Genomic DNA, 15,467 nt, shown 5'->3' on the forward strand with positions numbered 1-15,467 from the left:
GCGAAAACGGCGGTCGCCTGCGGGGCGGCCGGCCGGGGCGAAGGGACGAAGAGAATGCTTGGAAGACTCAACCACGTCGCCATCGCGGTTCCCGACCTTGCCGCCGCGAGCGCGGTCTATCGCGACACGCTCGGCGCGAAGCTGTCCGAGCCGCAGGCGCTGCCCGATCACGGCGTCACGGTTGTCTTCGTCGACCTCGGCAACACCAAGGTCGAGTTGCTGGAGCCGCTCGGCGACGCGTCGCCGATCGCCGCGTTTCTGGCCAGGAATCCCGCCGGCGGCATGCATCATCTGTGTTACGAGGTCGACGACATCGTAACCGCGCGCGACCGGCTGAAGGCCGAAGGCGCGCGCGTGCTGGGCGACGGCGAGCCGAAGACCGGCGCCCACGGCAAGCCGGTGCTGTTCCTGCATCCGAAGGATTTCGCCGGGACCCTGGTCGAGCTGGAACAGGCCTGAGCCGCCCGCCGCTGGAAAGGAATTTTGTCGATGAGCTGGGTTTCCGGATTCGCGGTCTATTTCATCATCTGGTGGGTGACGCTGTTCGTCGTCCTGCCCTTCGGCTTGAAGACCCAGGACGAGGACGGCGACGTCACGTTGGGCACCACCGCCAGCGCGCCCAAGGGCCCGCATATGCGCCGCGCCGCTTTCCGCGCCACGCTGATTTCCCTGCTCATCTTCGGGCTGCTTTATGTGCTCACCCGACAATTGGGTTTCACATTTGACGATATTCCGTCCGTCGTTCCCGACTTTCAGTAGATGAGTCTTCGCGCGCCGAAGAAACGTCGGCGGTCAAACGTTTGTTTTTCCAAAAAAAATGCAAGGCCGAAGCCTTGCAGTTTAATCACGCGTCCGATCTGTTTCCGGTGTCCGGCGGCTGCGGAAAATCGCGCCTAGATCGCATCCTCCCAAGACTTTGACCGCGTAGGAAAGCGGTTGAATTCCCGCTCCTCTTTATGCGGCCGCACACTAACCCAACGATGTTTGCCATGTCACGATTTTTTTTGCACTGAAACGATCAATCCTTTGCTGCATCGCACAATGGAAAGTGGCTTGGGAACGGCCGTTACATGCGGCGATCTTGCGCCGGTCGCGTCGGGTTCCCAACCCGCCTTGAAATGGCTATGAAGCGCGTGCAGACGAGCCAGCGTCGTGCGGCCGATTCCGGCGCCCGTGTCCATTCCATCCAGCGGAACATCTCATGCGACTGTCGCGCTTTTTCCTGCCCATCCTGAAAGAGAACCCGCGCGAGGCCGAGATCGTCTCGCATCGCCTGATGCTGCGTGCCGGCATGATCCGCCAGCAGGGCCAGGGCAGCTTTTCCTGGCTGCCGCTCGGCAAGCGCGTGCTCGACAAGGTCAACCGCATCATCCGCGAGGAGCAGGACCGCGCCGGCGCGCAGGAAATCCTGATGCCGACCATCCAGTCGGCCGATCTGTGGATCGAGAGCGGCCGTTACGAGGATTACGGCAAGGAGATGCTGCGCATCACCGACCGGCACGAGCGCAACATGCTGTACGGCCCGACCAACGAAGAGATGGTCACCGACATTTTCCGCTCCTATGTCAGGTCCTACAAGGACCTGCCGCTCAACCTCTACCATATCCAGTGGAAATATCGCGACGAGGTCCGCCCGCGCTTCGGCGTCATGCGCAGCAGGGAGTTCCTGATGAAGGACGCCTATTCCTTCGATCTCGATTTCGACGGCGCCAAGGCCGCCTATAACCGCATGTTCGTCGCCTATCTGCGCACCTTCGCGCGTATGGGGCTGCAGGCGATCCCGATGCGCGCCGACACCGGGCCGATCGGCGGCGATCTCAGCCACGAATTCATCATTCTGGCCTCGACCGGCGAGAGCGAGGTTTTTTGCCGCAAGGATTTTCTCGAGTTCGAGGTGCCGGACGCAAATGTCGATTTCGGCGATGACGCGCAGATCGCCGACATCGTCGCCGCCTGGACGACGCCCTATGCGGCCACCGACGAAATGCACGACGAGGCCGCCTGGGCGGCGATCGCCGAGGACGAGAAAGTGTCGGCGCGCGGCATCGAGGTCGGCCACATCTTCCATTTCGGCACCAAATATTCCGAGCCGATGAAGGCGAGCGTCACCGGCCCCGACGGTAAGGAGCATTTCGTCTCGATGGGCTCTTACGGCATCGGCCCGAGCCGGCTTCTGGCGGCGATCATCGAGGCGAGCCACGACGATAACGGCATCGTCTGGCCCGAAAGCGTGGCCCCGTTCGACATCGCGCTGATCAACATGAAGGCGGGTGACGCGGCCTGCGACCGGGTCTGCGAGGAACTCTACGAGAAGCTGCGGGCGGCGGGCCGGGACGTGCTTTACGACGACACCGACCAGCGCGCCGGCGGCAAGTTCGCCACCGCCGACCTGATCGGCCTGCCCTGGCAGGTGATCGTCGGCCCGCGCGGGGTCGCCGCCGGCGAGGTCGAGGTCAAGAACCGCAAGACCGGCGAGCGCCAGGCGCTTCCGGTCGCGGACGTGCCGGCACGGTTCGGTAGCGACCGATGAGCAGCGCCGCCGACATCAAGCCGGGCGCGGGGCCGTTCTCGCCCTTCGAGCGCATGGTGGCCTGGCGTTACCTGCGCTCGCGGCGCAAGGAGGCTTTCATTTCGGTGATCGCGTCCATCTCCTTCGTCGGCATCATGCTCGGCGTGGCCACGCTGATCATCGTCATGGCGGTGATGAACGGCTTCCGCGCCGAATTGCTGACCCGCATTCTGGGCGTCAACGGCCATGTCGTCGTCCAGCCGATCGACCGGCCGCTCGACGACTACGCCGAGGTTGCCGCGCGCATCAACGATGTCGACGGCGTGCGCTACGCCATCCCGATGGTCGAAGGCCAGGTTCTGGCCTCCGGCAATGTCGGGCGCGGCACCGGCGCGCTGGTGCGCGGCCTGCGCGCGCAGGACCTGGGAAAGATCGAGCTGGTGGCCGGCAATGTGCGCACCGGCACGCTCGACGGCTTCGACGCCGGCGAGGGGGTGGCGATCGGCGTGCGCATGGCCGAAACGCTGGGGCTGGTCGTCGGCGACGTGATCACGCTGACCTCGCCGGAGGGCGACGTCACCCCGTTCGGCACCGTCGCGCGCCAGAAGGCCTATCCCGTCACCGCGATCTTCCAGGTCGGCATGTCGGAATATGACGCCACCATCGTGTTCATGGCGCTGTCGGAGGCGCAGCTTTATTTCAACGCCGAGGGCCGCGCCCAGACCATCGAGGTGTTCGTCGACGACCCCGACGCGATCGACGCCCTCAAGCCGGCGATCGAGGCCGCCGCCCGGCGCCCGCTCTTCCTGATCGACTGGCGCCAGCGCAACGAGACCTTCTTTTCCGCGCTCGAGGTCGAGCGCAACGTCATGTTCATGATCCTGACGCTGATCGTGCTGGTCGCCGCGCTCAACATCATTTCCGGCCTGATCATGCTGGTGAAGGACAAGGGCCACGACATCGCCATCCTGCGCACCATGGGGGCGACGCGCAACGCCATCCTGCGCATCTTCGTCATGACCGGCGCGGCGATCGGCATCACCGGCACGCTCGCCGGTGTGGTGCTGGGTGTCGTCATCTGCCTCAATGTCGAATCGATCCGGCAGTTCTTTTCCTGGCTCTCGGGCACGACCCTTTTCAACCCCGAACTCTATTTCCTGAGCCAGCTCCCGGCCAAGATGGATGTCGGCGAAACCGTGTCGGTGGTCGTCATGGCGCTGGTGCTGTCGTTTTTCGCCACCCTGTTTCCGGCCTGGCGGGCGGCCCGGCTCGATCCCGTCGAAGCGTTGAGGTACGAATGATGGCGCAACCCGCCGTGCTTGTGCTGAAGGGCGTCGAACGGCGCTACCAGCAGGGATCGAAGACGCTCGTCATCCTCAACGGGGCCGAATTCGAGCTCAAGCGCGGCGAGACGGTGGCGCTGGTCGCGCCGTCTGGCGCCGGCAAGTCGACGCTCCTGCACACCGCCGGCCTGCTCGAGCGGCCCGACGCCGGCGAGGTTTTCTTGAACGGACGCGCCTGCGGGCGTCTCGGCGACGACGACCGTACCGCGATCCGGCGCAACGATGTCGGCTTCGTCTACCAGTTCCACCATCTGCTGCCGGAATTTTCCGCTTTGGAAAACGTCATGATGCCGCAGCTCGTGCACGGTCTTCTCCCCAAACAGGCCGAGGAGCGGGCGCTGCAGCTTCTCGACTATATGAAGATCGGCAAGCGCGCCCATCATCGTCCATCGGAGCTGTCCGGCGGCGAACAGCAGCGTGTGGCGATCGCGCGCGCGGTCGCCAACGCGCCGCTGCTCTTGCTCGCCGACGAGCCGACCGGCAATCTCGATCCGACCACGGCGTCTTATGTCTTCGACGCGCTCGAGGCGCTGGTGCGCCATTCCGGCCTGTCGGCGATGATCGCCACCCACAACCACGATCTGGCCGCGCGCATGGACCGTCGGGTCACCCTGGTCGACGGCAAGATCGCACCGCTGTGATCCGGCCCGCCGCGCGCGGCTGATCCGGGCCGTCCGCCTCCGCGCATGCCGCCGCCTCGGGCCTCGGCCACCTTGCGCGCATGGCCGCGACAGACTTCAGCAGCCGCGCTGCAATGGCAGTTGGGCCCGGCCGCGCCCCGTCGGCGGCGCGCCTGCCTTTCGTGATGCCGCAATCCGTTTACGGTTGATTCACCGAAACTGGCAGCAGAAGGCGGGAGCGGCGTTGGTGGGCTTGAAAACGGAACAAAAAAGGAACATAATACAAACATAAGCGGAATAGGAGAGATCGTGATGACCGATATGCTTCAGGATGTGGCCGCCCTGGTTTCCGTCAGCGTGTTTGTCGTGTCGCTGGCGATGTGGATCGGCGCCTATTGAGCAACCGGCATGGCGGCGCGTCCGCGCCGCCGTTAAAACTTTCTTCGACGGACACGGCCTAGTCTGCGCCACCAATGTGGAGCGTGCCGTTGTCCGCGATCGTCATTGCCGCTGTGATCGGTGTCAATCTTGTCCTGATCTTCCTTCTTCTGGCTGCACCGCTTGGCCGGCGCAGGCTTGTGGCGTCGGTGTCGATCGACGCCGGGATGGAGCGGGTCTGGAATGCCGTGTGGCCGTTGGGCCCGGACGCCGGCTGGTCGGGCGAGTTCGTCTCGACCGAACCGGTGGGCGAGAATCGCGCCCGTGTCCGGCTTTCCCATGAAGGTCGGGACGGCAGGCCGATCGAGCGCACGGTGCGGTTGGAAGCGGTCAGGCCGGGCGAGGGGTTTTGCCTGCGGGTCGAAAGCGACAGCGCGCTCGACGATGCTTTCTGGAGGAATTTTCGCGAACGGATCGAGCTGTCGGAGCGCGACGGCGTCACCCGGCTGTCGCTGACCCAGTCGGACCGCTATCGCGGGCTAGCCTTCCTCGCCTTTCGGTATTTTCGGCTGCGCCGGCATGCGCGCGGCCTGAAGCGCTGGGCCGAAACCGGCCGCAAGCCGGTTGGCGGACTATTCGAGCATCCTGTGACCCAGTTCGGCTTCGCGGTTCTGTCGACCTTTCTTCTGTGGCCGTTCTTCGGCCTGACCGTGCAGGGTTTCGTGCTGTCGAGCTGTCTGACGCTCACGGTCGCGCTGCACGAGCTTGGCCATCTTGCGGCGTTTCGGCTGATGGGCCACAAGAAGGTCAGGATGATCTTCGTGCCAATCCTCGGCGGCATCGCGATCGGCGGCAGGCCCTATGACAGCCGTTTCGAGGTCGCCTTCGTTGCCCTGATGGGCGCCGGTTTTTCCGCCTTCCTGGTCCCGGTCGCGGTACTGGCGAGCACCGTGGCGGGGGCGGCGGGATCCTACTACGCGGCCGCGCTGCTTGCCGTGCTCGCCGCCTTTATCGCCTTTTTCAACCTCGCCAATCTGATTCCAGTCTGGCGTTTCGACGGCGGACAGGTGTTGCGCCAGATCTGCGGCGGCAAATTTTCGCTGGCATTGGCGGCCTTCATGGTGCTCGGCGCGTTCCTGTGGCTCGGCCTCGTCGCTGGTTTCGACCCCGGCGTCATTCTGGTCGTCGGGGCGGTGTTTGCCGTTTTGAGCCTGTTGACGGCCGGCGGGGCAGTACGGCCCCGCCATGCCTTGAAGCCGGTCGGGCGTTTCGACGCCCTGGCGCTCGGCGCGGCGCTGGTGGCGACCTTCGTCATTCACGCATCGGCGCTGTTGTGGGCCTGGGACGAATATCGGCGCTACCGCAACGGCCGGGAGCCGGTGGTCGCGGTGATCTCAGTCGCCGACGGCGACGCCCTCGCGGCGCGGGTCGGCGCCGCCCACCAGCGTGCCGTCCTCGTTGAAGGCAATGCCGTGCAGACCTGAATTCAGCGCGCGGATTTCGACCGTGTAGCCGAGCGCCTCCAGCGGGCCGGCAAGCTCTTCGGCCGCCGTCCCGGCCTCGATATGGTAGGTGCCGAACCGGTTCGTCAGATGCGGCAGCGCCACGGCCTCCTGCATGTCCATCTCCCAGTCGATCAGCGCGACCAGCGTCTTGGCGACATAGGCGATGATGTTGCTGCCGCCGGGCGAGCCGAGCGCGTATAGCGGCCGGCCCTCGCGCAGCACGATCGTCGGCGACATCGACGAGCGCGGCCGCTTGCCGCCCTGTGGCCGGTTGGCCACCGCCGCGCCGTCGCGGCGGGGCGTGAAGGAAAAATCGGTAAGCTGGTTGTTGAGCAGAAACCCCTCGACCATCAGCCGCGCGCCGAAGGCGTTTTCGATCGAACTGGTCATCGAAGCGATATTGCCGTCGTCGTCGACGATGACGAAATGCGATGTCGAAGGCATTTCCGGCGTCACGCCGTCGAGGCGCAGCGCGGCTTTTTTCCACGGCGGCTCGCCGGGCGCGACATCGGAGGCGGGCAGGGCGGTCGGCCGCCGCAAAAGCGCCGCGCGCGCGGCCAGATAGGCCCGGTCGAGCAGGCCTTCGGGAATCCGCGTGAAGTCGCTGTCGGCGACATAGCGGCCGCGGTCGGCGAAGGCGAGCCGGGTGGCGTCGCCGATCAGGCGCCAGCTTTCGGGCGCCTCGGGCCCGAGCGCGGGCAGGTTGAACCCTTCAAGCAGGCCGAGAATCTGGCCGATGGCGAGCGCGCCCGAGGACGGCGGGCCCATGCCGCACACCTCGTGGCCGCGATAGGACACGCACACCGGCTCGCGCTCCTTGGCCCGGTAGGCCGCGAGGTCGGCGCGCGACAGCGCGCCCGGATTGTCGCCATGACCGGTTACCGCCGCCACGATCGCCTCGGCGATCGCGCCCTCGTAAAAGGCGTCCGCGCCCTGGCGCCCGATCTGGCGCAGCGTGCGCGCATAGGCCGGGTTGGCCAGCCTGTCGCCGGCCTTCAGCGGCGCGCCGTCTTCATGGAGGAAATAGGCCCGGGTGGACGCCTGTCCGGCAAGCCGGTCGGCGTCGTCGGCGATCAGCGCCTCCAGTCGCGGCGAGACGGCAAACCCCTGTTCGGCCAGGGTCCCGGCCGGTTCGAACAGGCCGGCCCAGTCCTTGCGCCCGTAGCGGCCGTGCACGGTCTCCATCAGCCGCACCACGCCGGGCACCCCGACCGAGCGGCCGCCGACGACGGCCTCGAAAAACCCCATCGGCGTGCCGTCCGGCGTCAGGAACAGCGTCTCGGTGGCCGCTTCGGGCGCCGTCTCGCGCCCGTCGAACGTCGTCACCGTGCCGCTTGCCGCGTCGTACCAGACCAGGAAGGCGCCGCCGCCGATGCCCGAGGATTGCGGCTCGACCAGGCCGAGCACGGTCTGCACCGCCACCAGCGCGTCGGCGGCCGTGCCGCCCGCGCGCAGCACCGCAAGCCCCGCTTCGGCGGCAAGCGGATTGGCCGCGGCCACCATGCGCCTGCTGGCCGCCACCGCTTCGCGCGCCTTGGTGCCGCTGGCGATTTCCGGGGCGACGGCGTCGGCCGCCTGCTGGGCGATGGCCGCGCCGGGCGCGGCTGCCATGGCCAGGGCGAGGACAAAGCCTGCAAGACGGGTTTTCATCTACGCGCTCCTGATCTCGGCGGCGGCCGCCGCCGTCTCCACCGGCCCGAAAATCTCGACAAAGGCCGCCTTCAGCGCCACGTCGAGATCGGCCATCGTCACCGGCAGGCCGAGATCGACCAGGCTGGTGACGCCGTGGCCGGTGATCCCGCATGGCACGATGCCGGAAAAATGCGACAGATCCGGCTCCACATTGATGGCGATGCCATGAAAGCTGACCCATTTGCGCAGCCGGATGCCGATCGCGGCGATCTTGTCCTCGGCCGGCGATCCGTCGGCGAGCGGCGGCCGGTCGGGGCGGGCCACCCACACCCCGACCCGGTCCTCGCGGCGTTCGCCGCGCACGTTGAAACGCATGAGCGTGCGGATGATCCACTCCTCCAGCGCGCCGACGAACACGCGCACGTCCGGCCGCCGCCGCTTCAGGTCGAGCATCACATAGGCGACCCGCTGGCCGGGACCGTGATAGGTGTATTCGCCGCCCCGGCCGGCGTCGAAAACCGGAAACCGCCCCGGTTCGAGCAGATCCTCGCGCTTGGCGCTGGTGCCGGCGGTATAAAGGGGGGCGTGTTCGACCAGCCACACCAGCTCGCTTTCGCGGCCGTCGCGAATCGCCGCCGCGCGGTCTTCCATGAAGGCGAGCGCGTCGGGATAGGAGACCGGGCCGGGCGCGATCTCCCAGGCGACCGGCCCCGCGCCGGGCAGGGCCAGAAAGGTGGTGTCGAGGCTTTGGCGTTCGGCCATGACGGGTTCCTTGCCGCGAAAAACCATGTCCGCCGGTTCGGTAAACCGGTTCTGGCGCACGGGCGTTGAAAAATGACTCTAAAGCGCGCGCGGCGAATCCGAAAGATCGCCGGTCGGTTTCCATGCCAGGCGCGCGCGCCGCACCCGTGGGCCGCCCTCGGATGTGGCGGCGAAGCCGGGCGCGGCCGAGCCGGCGCTCGGCTGCGCATGCGTCCGGCCGCCGAAGCGCGGAAATTGCCGCCTCACGGCACTTGTTTCCCGACAGGCGATTTGCTACACGCGCCGAGCCGGTCGAAACCGGCTTCTACCACGTGCGGTCGTGGCGGAATTGGTAGACGCGCAGCGTTGAGGTCGCTGTGGGGCAACCCGTGGAAGTTCGAGTCTTCTCGACCGCACCATCCGGATTTCGGCCCGGATTTCGGCATCGTCCCCAGCTTTCGTGCCCGCCGGCCCGCCGGCCCGCCGGCTTGGCAATTCGTCTTGCCCTTTGCCTGGCCGGTGGCTGAAATAGGCTGTCGTTCAGGTGCCAAACTGGGGAGGGGCGCATGCGGTTGGCATGGCGCGGGGGACTGCTTCACGCTGTTCTTGTTTTTGCGCTGGCGGGCTGCGCGAGCCTGCCGGACTTCGCCGACGACGACTACGTCAAGGTCGAATCGCTGTTCTATACGGTCGAGCAGGAACTCTGCGAGGCGCTGGTTCTGGTCAAGGCGGAACCCCGCCTGGCCGAACGGCTGCGCGAGGCCGGCATCACCGTCGGCCGGCAATACGCCAAGGCGACCGCCGGGCTGAAGCTGGTCAAGATCGTCGATGGCGGCGGCAACGCCAATTTCGTCATTCCGGTCACCAACGGCAGCGCCGCTCTCGGCCTCGGGGCGAGCCGGCGTCATGTCAACTCCGTCGACACGACCGTATCGGTCTATTACCCGTTCACCGAACTGGCCTGTTCGGGCGAGATCGCCAACCCGCCCGAGCGTATCGCCGGCGGGCTCGGCCTGAAGGAGTGGATCCTGCAGACAACGGTGGCGCTGATCAATGTGCGCGAGACCCCGGCCGCCTATTCCTACGATGTCGCCTTCCAGGTCACCCAGGACGGGCGCGCCCGGCCGAGCATTGCCGTCGCCACGCCGGGCCTGAGCCTGCTCGGCGCCGACATTTCCTTCGGGGCCGCCAGGCAGGTCACCCACACGCTCAGCGTCACCATCCGCGACGTCGCGCTCGACGCGGCGTCGGGCAAGGGCGGGGCCGGCGTGCCCGACGTGGTGCGTGACGCGCTCGACCGCGAGGAAAGCCTGACCATCCTGCGGCGCATCCGCGACTGACCGCGCGCCCGGGCGCGCCTGACGCCTGAGTAGACCCTTGCCTGCGCCGTCCTTCGCCCGTCCGGCCGACGCCATCGCGCGCCGATGTTTGCTTGCCGGCGACGAAAATCCGTACGGCCCCGCTTCCATTTGGCGTGCAACGGCACTAGGTCGGGGGAGGGAGTACGTCGTCCGCGCAGCCAGCACATGGCGCCTTGCGTCGCGACATCTGCATCCCCGTGCGAGATCCGGATAAGGCAGACATCACGAAACACGATTGCGGAGTTGGTCGGTGGTCGGTCCTCAAAACGAAAGCGTCGGCGAAACCCCGCGGGAACCGGTCGAGACCGGTCTCTACAGCGAAGACGGCTTCATCCGTCCGGCCTTCCTGACCCATATCGGCGCGGCGATCGCCGATCGCGATGTGCTGACGCTGAAACAGGATGTGGCGGGACTTCACCAGTCCGAACTCGGTGATCTGATCGAGGCGCTGCTGCCCGAACAGCGCCGCGCGCTGGTCGACCTGCTGGGCGACGATTTCGATTTCACCGCGCTGACGGAAGTCGACGACGCCATCCGCATGGAGATCGTCGACGATCTGCCGAACGAGCAGATCGCCCGGGCGATGCAGGAACTCGATTCGGACGATGCCGTCTACATTCTCGAGGATCTCGACACCCAGGACCAGGACGAGATCCTGGCCAAGCTGCCGTTTACCGAGCGCATCCGGTTGCGCCGTTCGCTCGACTATCCCGAAGAGACCGCCGGCCGGCGCATGCAGACGGAATTCGTCGCCGCGCCGCCGTTTTGGACTGTCGGCCAGACCATCGACTACATGCGCGACGATCAGAACCTGCCGGACGAGTTTTCGCAGATATTCGTCGTCGATCCGACCTTCAAACTGCTCGGCGCTGTCCATCTCGACCAGATCCTGCGCACCAAGCGCGCGGTCAAGATCGAGGACATCATGCACGAGACGCGCCACGCCATCCCGGCCACGATGGACCAGGAAGAGGCGGCGCGCGAATTCGAGCAATACGACCTTCTCTCCGCCGCCGTCGTCGACGAGAACGAGCGCCTCGTCGGCGTTCTGACCATCGACGATGTGGTCGACGTCATCCAGCAGGAGGCCCAGGAGGACCTTTTGAGGATGGGTGGCGTCGGTGACGAGGAACTCTCCGACACAGTTGGGGCGACGTCGCGGTCGCGTGCGCCCTGGCTGCTCGTCAACCTGGCCACCGCCATTCTGGCCTCGCTGGTGATCGGCCTGTTTGACGCCACGATCTCGGAAATGGTCGCGCTCGCCATCCTGATGCCGATCGTTGCGTCGATGGGCGGCAACGCGGCCACCCAGACGATGACGGTGACGGTGCGCGCGCTCGCCACCAAGGATCTCGATATCTACAACGCCGCGCGCATCGTCCGCCGCGAAACCCTGGTCGGCATCATCAACGGCGCGCTGTTTGCCGTGGTCATGGGCGTGGTCGCCGCCCTGTGGTTCGACAGCACCGGCCTCGGCGGCGTGATCGCCGTGGCGATGGTCGTCAACATGCTGGCCGCCGCCCTGGCCGGCATTTTGATTCCGCTCCTGCTCGACAAGCTCGGCGCCGACCCGGCGATCGCCTCGTCCGTCTTCGTCACCACCGTCACCGACGTTGTCGGCTTCTTCGCCTTTCTCGGCCTGGCGACGCTCTGGTTCGGCGTCGGCTAGGCCGCCGGCCGGCGCGGCCGCTCCTAGCGCGTGTCGGCCAGGCTGAGCTCGGCGAACTGTTCGGCGTTGGGGCAGAAGCCGCCGGCTTCGGCGCGCGCGGTGACGCGCTTGAGTGTGCTGGCGCAGCGCCGCTTGGCGCGGCAATGCGAACAGGCCAGTTCGATGTCGCGCATCAGCTCCGGACTGTCATGCGCCAGAAGCTCCGGGTCGAGCCCGTAGGCCGCCATCATGCGCTGCATCAGCGCATCGGAGCCCGTGCCCTTGGCCACCACCTGCTTGAGCTCCCGCGTCGACAGACCGCACTCGCCGGCCGCGCGCGCCAGCGCCTCGGGATGGCGCGCGGCGAGGTCGCGCAGCTCCGCCATCGCCAGCCGCCTTTGACGCCATCCGTTAAAGGCGGCCGAAAGAGTTTGAAATACCGCTTGCCTGGTCATCGCATCGTCCTCCATGGGCACATGCTAGCCTGCGCGGCGGCGACAACGTTGATGCAGGTCAAACAAAATCGCGGTCGCGGCGACGCCGCGATCGGCCCGCAAACGTGTCAGGCAAGCCGGCGCGCGGGCCGGGCAGGGCCAAATAATTGACTTTTACGTAAACGCCGTGTCACATCCTGATCCAAGGAATCGACGGCGGGACCACTGCATGCGCGACTACTACACGATCACGGAACTGACGCGTGAGTTCGGGATTTCGACGCGAACCTTGCGGTTTTACGAGGACGAAGGGCTGATTCACCCGCTGCGCCGCGGCCGCACCCGGCTGTTTCGCCCGTCCGACCGGGTACTGGTGCGCCAGATCATGCGCGGCAAGCGGCTCGGCTTTTCGATCAGCGAAATCCGCCAGATCATCCAGATGTACAAGGAGCCGCCGGGCGAGGTCGGCCAGTTGAAGATGATGCTGGCGCGGATCGAGGAAAAGCGCGGCGACCTGCGCCAGAAGCGCCGGGACCTGGAGGAAACGCTTGCCGAGCTCGATCATGCCGAGGAATCCTGCCTGGAACGGCTTGTCGAGCTCGGGGTGACGACCTGACGCCACGCTCGGCGCCCGCCGGTCAGATCCAGCGCCGGACTTTTTTGGCATAATCGCGATATTTCTTGCCGAAACGGGCGGTAAGGTGGCGTTCCTCGCGCTCGATCGCCAGTTTCTGCGTCGCGAAGGCGGCGACCACGGCCAGCACCAGGAACCACACGATCCCCGCCATCAGCCCGATGCCGATCATCAGCAGCGTGTTGGCGAGATAGATTGGGTTGCGCGTGAAGGCGAACGGTCCGCCGGTGACGAGATGGTCGCTGCCGCGATGCGGCATGATCGTCGTCTTGGCCCGCGCCAGCGTGCGCATCGCCGACACGTCGATCAGCACCACCCCGATCAGCGTGACCGCGCCGACGGCGAACAATATGTCGGACAGCGGCGGCCCGATCCACGGCAGCGGCACCAGCCAGGCCAGCACCAGGCTGGCGCCGATCGCCGCCAGATAAAGGACGGGCGGCCAGGGAAAGCGGTTCGGTCTCGTGTCCAGTTCGCTCATCTCATATCACTCCGCGCCTGAATTGGATTGCGTCTCGGCCGTACAGCTTTCCGCCATCGCCGCGACCGCCTGTTCCATGGCGGGGTCGGCCTGGCCGGCCATCAGCGGGTCGAGCAAGCCGTTTTTGTCGACCGCGTCCAGCATGCACAGGCAATAGGCCGTGCAAAACGCCGCGTCGCGCTCTTGCGCGCACCGGACCTCGCAGGCTTGTTGAAACCGCATCTCGGCGGTTTGTGTCGCAGCCGGGAAAGCCTGCGAAAACAGGAACACGCCGGCGATCAGCACCGGCTGGTGGAGCAGATAGACCGACAGGCTGTAGCGCCCGGCAAGCGAAAGCACGCCGCTCCAGCGCGGCATCGCGATGGCCGAAAGCCGCGCCAGCGCCCCGGTGTCAAGGCCGAGCTGGGCCAGCGCCATGCCGGCAAGCCCGGCGCCGAACCAGGGAAAGACCGGCACGTAGTCGTTGGAGCGCGGCAGGGTCGCCGACAGGCCGGTCCACCACCAGGCCGGATGATCGAGAAGCGGGGTCCTGAGCAGGCTTGGCGCGGCGATCACCAGCGCGGCCGCGATCGCGGTCACGAACCACGGCGCGCGCAGAAAGGCGAGGCCGAGCACGCTGGCGACGGCGATCTGATGCAGAATGCCGAAAAAGATGAAGCTCTCCGGCATGGCCAGATAGGTGGCGACGCTGATCGCGGCGGCGGCGGCGCCGACCTTGGCCAGCCGGCGCGCGAAGGACGGCCAGCGGATCGCGCGGCTGTGGGCCAGAACCAGGCTGAAGCCGGCCAGGGCCAGGAAGGACGAGGCGATCGACCGGGCAAAGAGCTTCCATCCGCCCACCGCCGTCAGGCCCGGCTCGGCATAACCGAAGAATTCCAGATCCCAGGCGAAATGATAGATCGCCATCGCCACCAGCGCCGCGCCGCGCAAAACGTCGATCAGGGCGATGCGGGCAATCGTCGGGGGCTGCGTCATCGAGCGTGCTGCCACGGACAAGCGGCGGCGGTCCCGGCAAAAACCGCATGGCGGTTTTTCGCCCGGCGCCGGCGGGCTGGATTGACATCAAACGGGCTGTGCTGGACTCTGTTGCGGTGTCGCGTCGGGCAAGGGGGGCAATCGTCATGCAAGCAGGCTCGCCGTCGAGCGGACGGATCGTCCGGCCGCCCTACGAACTCAACTGGCTCAACATCGTCAGCATCGGGGTCTTCCATCTCGTCGCCCTGCTCGCCTTCGTTCCCTATTTCTTCGACTGGCGCTCGGTCGTCGTGTGCATGGCGGGCACGGTCGTCTTCGGCACGCTCGGCATCCAACTCTTCTATCATCGCTGCCTGACTCACAAGGGTTTCCAGTGCCCGAAATGGCTGGAACGCTGTCTCGCCGTGCTGGCGGTGTGCTCGTTTCAGGACACGCCCGCCCACTGGGTCGCGGTGCACCGCAAGCATCACGAACACGCCGACGACGCGCCCGACCCGCATTCGCCGATCCGCAGCTTCCTGTGGGCCCATATCGGCTGGATGCTGGTCAAGGCGCCGGACATGTCGCGCTACGAGATCTATGCGCGCTACGCCAAGGACGTGCTGCGCGATCCGTTCCACCGCCGGCTGGAAAGCCAAAAATACTATCTCGGCATCATCGGCGCGCAGATGGTCGTGTTTCTGGCGGCGGGGTTTGCGATCGAGCTGCTCGCCGGCGGTACGGTTTCGCAGGCGCTTCGCTTCGCGCTCAGCCTGCTGGTGTGGGGCGTGTTCGTGCGCACGGTGCTTTACTGGCACAATTCCTGGGCGATCAATTCGATCACCCATCTGTGGGGCTACCGCAACTACGAGACCGGCGAGCACAGCCGCAACAATGTCGTGTTCGGCCTGATCGCGCTCGGCGAGGGCTGGCACAACAACCATCACGCCGATCCGCGCTCGGCCCGCCACGGCCATCGCTGGTGGGAGGTCGACGGCACCTATCTGATCATCCGCCTGCTCGGCGCGCTCGGCCTGGCCTGGCGCATCACCGAACCCAATATCAGTCCGAACCCGACCATGACGCCGCGCCCCGTGCGCGCGGCGCGCGAGGGCTGAACACCGACGCACGCGCGACCGGCCGGCGATGGTTAACGAGACGTTAACCGAATCGGGCCGATGATTTTTTGCGGGAGGAAACCTTGGAGAACCACGATGTTCTTTGCAG

General features: G+C 66.4%; 15 protein-coding genes and 1 tRNA gene. 11 read left to right on the forward strand and 5 right to left on the reverse strand.

The window, feature by feature from the left end; translation table 11 throughout:
* The first annotated feature begins 54 nt into the window (after positions 1-54).
* From mce to ACT2B0_RS07820, 6 genes are all read left to right on the forward strand, one after another.
* Positions 55-459, forward strand: coding sequence for a methylmalonyl-CoA epimerase (gene mce / locus ACT2B0_RS07795; RefSeq protein ID WP_473463265.1), 405 nt, complete (start codon positions 55-57; stop codon positions 457-459).
* A 30-nt stretch (positions 460-489) separates the two neighbouring features.
* Positions 490-759 carry a DUF1467 family protein gene (locus ACT2B0_RS07800; protein WP_473463267.1) on the forward strand — a complete coding sequence of 90 codons (270 nt, stop codon included), beginning with the start codon at positions 490-492 and terminating at the stop codon, positions 757-759.
* A gap of 442 nt (positions 760-1,201) precedes the next feature.
* On the forward strand, positions 1,202-2,530 hold the full coding sequence (proS, locus tag ACT2B0_RS07805) for a proline--tRNA ligase (protein WP_473463269.1): 1,329 nt from the start codon (positions 1,202-1,204) through the stop codon (positions 2,528-2,530).
* On the forward strand, positions 2,527-3,810 hold the full coding sequence (locus tag ACT2B0_RS07810; protein WP_473463271.1) for a lipoprotein-releasing ABC transporter permease subunit: 1,284 nt from the start codon (positions 2,527-2,529) through the stop codon (positions 3,808-3,810). Before proS ends, ACT2B0_RS07810 begins: the two co-directional genes overlap by 4 nt.
* Positions 3,807-4,493, forward strand: a complete 687-nt coding sequence (locus ACT2B0_RS07815; protein ID WP_473463275.1) for an ABC transporter ATP-binding protein — start codon at positions 3,807-3,809, stop codon at positions 4,491-4,493. The genes ACT2B0_RS07810 and ACT2B0_RS07815 overlap by 4 nt, the downstream gene beginning before the upstream one ends.
* A 467-nt stretch (positions 4,494-4,960) precedes the next feature.
* A complete protein-coding gene (locus ACT2B0_RS07820; RefSeq protein ID WP_473463277.1) occupies positions 4,961-6,334 on the forward strand; it encodes a site-2 protease family protein in 1,374 nt (457 codons plus the stop codon).
* Here ACT2B0_RS07820 and ggt read toward each other — a convergent pair.
* Together ggt and lipB are read right to left on the reverse strand one after the other, a co-directional pair.
* The gene (ggt, locus tag ACT2B0_RS07825; protein WP_473463280.1) at positions 6,245-8,005 is read right to left on the reverse strand and encodes a gamma-glutamyltransferase; all 1,761 of its coding nucleotides are present in this window, start codon (positions 8,003-8,005) and stop codon (positions 6,245-6,247) included. The genes ACT2B0_RS07820 and ggt overlap by 90 nt on opposite strands.
* Positions 8,006-8,749 carry a lipoyl(octanoyl) transferase LipB gene (gene lipB / locus ACT2B0_RS07830; protein WP_473463284.1) on the reverse strand — a complete coding sequence of 248 codons (744 nt, stop codon included), beginning with the start codon at positions 8,747-8,749 and terminating at the stop codon, positions 8,006-8,008.
* Between the two features lie 313 nt (positions 8,750-9,062).
* On the opposite strand from lipB, the gene ACT2B0_RS07835 reads away from it, so the two are divergent.
* The 3 genes from ACT2B0_RS07835 (at position 9,063) to mgtE (ending at position 11,758) form a co-directional block, all read left to right on the forward strand.
* Positions 9,063-9,147 (forward strand) — tRNA-Leu (locus ACT2B0_RS07835).
* A 147-nt stretch (positions 9,148-9,294) separates the two neighbouring features.
* Entirely contained in the window at positions 9,295-10,068 is a 774-nt protein-coding gene (locus tag ACT2B0_RS07840; protein ID WP_473463287.1) for a hypothetical protein, read from the forward strand.
* 271 nt (positions 10,069-10,339) lie between these two features.
* Positions 10,340-11,758, forward strand: coding sequence for a magnesium transporter (gene mgtE, locus ACT2B0_RS07845; protein WP_473463289.1), 1,419 nt, complete (start codon positions 10,340-10,342; stop codon positions 11,756-11,758).
* Between the two features lie 23 nt (positions 11,759-11,781).
* Here mgtE and ACT2B0_RS07850 read toward each other — a convergent pair whose 3' ends face one another.
* Positions 11,782-12,123, reverse strand: a complete 342-nt coding sequence (locus tag ACT2B0_RS07850) for a DUF6455 family protein (RefSeq protein WP_473463292.1) — start codon at positions 12,121-12,123, stop codon at positions 11,782-11,784.
* Between the two features lie 277 nt (positions 12,124-12,400).
* Between ACT2B0_RS07850 and ACT2B0_RS07855 the strand changes: the two genes are divergently transcribed.
* Positions 12,401-12,787, forward strand: a complete 387-nt coding sequence (locus tag ACT2B0_RS07855; protein WP_473463294.1) for a MerR family transcriptional regulator — start codon at positions 12,401-12,403, stop codon at positions 12,785-12,787.
* 22 nt (positions 12,788-12,809) lie between these two features.
* On the opposite strand, the gene ACT2B0_RS07860 is transcribed toward ACT2B0_RS07855, so the two are convergent.
* Together ACT2B0_RS07860 and ACT2B0_RS07865 are read right to left on the reverse strand one after the other, a co-directional pair.
* Positions 12,810-13,286, reverse strand: coding sequence for a methyltransferase family protein (locus tag ACT2B0_RS07860; protein ID WP_473463296.1), 477 nt, complete (start codon positions 13,284-13,286; stop codon positions 12,810-12,812).
* Between the two features lie 6 nt (positions 13,287-13,292).
* Positions 13,293-14,261, reverse strand: a complete 969-nt coding sequence (locus ACT2B0_RS07865; RefSeq protein WP_473463298.1) for a heparan-alpha-glucosaminide N-acetyltransferase — start codon at positions 14,259-14,261, stop codon at positions 13,293-13,295.
* 146 nt (positions 14,262-14,407) lie between these two features.
* Here ACT2B0_RS07865 and ACT2B0_RS07870 point away from each other — a divergent pair, with 146 nt between their 5' ends.
* Entirely contained in the window at positions 14,408-15,358 is a 951-nt protein-coding gene (locus tag ACT2B0_RS07870; RefSeq protein WP_473463301.1) for an acyl-CoA desaturase, read from the forward strand.
* The last annotated feature ends 109 nt before the right edge of the window (positions 15,359-15,467 follow it).

It is taken from the genome of Nitratireductor sp. J20-h4 (genome assembly GCF_056780505.1).

Bases quoted from the DNA above. Each gene is read 5' to 3' on its own strand.
- mce (WP_473463265.1), top strand. From the start codon at position 55: ATGCTTGGAAGACTCAACCACGTCGCCATCGCGGTTCCCGACCTTGCC.
- ACT2B0_RS07800 (WP_473463267.1), top strand. From the start codon at position 490: ATGAGCTGGGTTTCCGGATTCGCGGTCTATTTCATCATCTGGTGGGTG.
- proS (WP_473463269.1), top strand. From the start codon at position 1,202: ATGCGACTGTCGCGCTTTTTCCTGCCCATCCTGAAAGAGAACCCGCGC.
- ACT2B0_RS07810 (WP_473463271.1), top strand. From the start codon at position 2,527: ATGAGCAGCGCCGCCGACATCAAGCCGGGCGCGGGGCCGTTCTCGCCC.
- ACT2B0_RS07815 (WP_473463275.1), top strand. From the start codon at position 3,807: ATGATGGCGCAACCCGCCGTGCTTGTGCTGAAGGGCGTCGAACGGCGC.
- ggt (WP_473463280.1), bottom strand. From the start codon at position 8,005: ATGAAAACCCGTCTTGCAGGCTTTGTCCTCGCCCTGGCCATGGCAGCC.
- lipB (WP_473463284.1), bottom strand. From the start codon at position 8,749: ATGGCCGAACGCCAAAGCCTCGACACCACCTTTCTGGCCCTGCCCGGC.
- ACT2B0_RS07840 (WP_473463287.1), top strand. From the start codon at position 9,295: ATGCGGTTGGCATGGCGCGGGGGACTGCTTCACGCTGTTCTTGTTTTT.
- ACT2B0_RS07850 (WP_473463292.1), bottom strand. From the start codon at position 12,123: ATGGCGGAGCTGCGCGACCTCGCCGCGCGCCATCCCGAGGCGCTGGCG.
- ACT2B0_RS07855 (WP_473463294.1), top strand. From the start codon at position 12,401: ATGCGCGACTACTACACGATCACGGAACTGACGCGTGAGTTCGGGATT.
- ACT2B0_RS07860 (WP_473463296.1), bottom strand. From the start codon at position 13,286: ATGAGCGAACTGGACACGAGACCGAACCGCTTTCCCTGGCCGCCCGTC.
- ACT2B0_RS07865 (WP_473463298.1), bottom strand. From the start codon at position 14,261: ATGACGCAGCCCCCGACGATTGCCCGCATCGCCCTGATCGACGTTTTG.
- ACT2B0_RS07870 (WP_473463301.1), top strand. From the start codon at position 14,408: ATGCAAGCAGGCTCGCCGTCGAGCGGACGGATCGTCCGGCCGCCCTAC.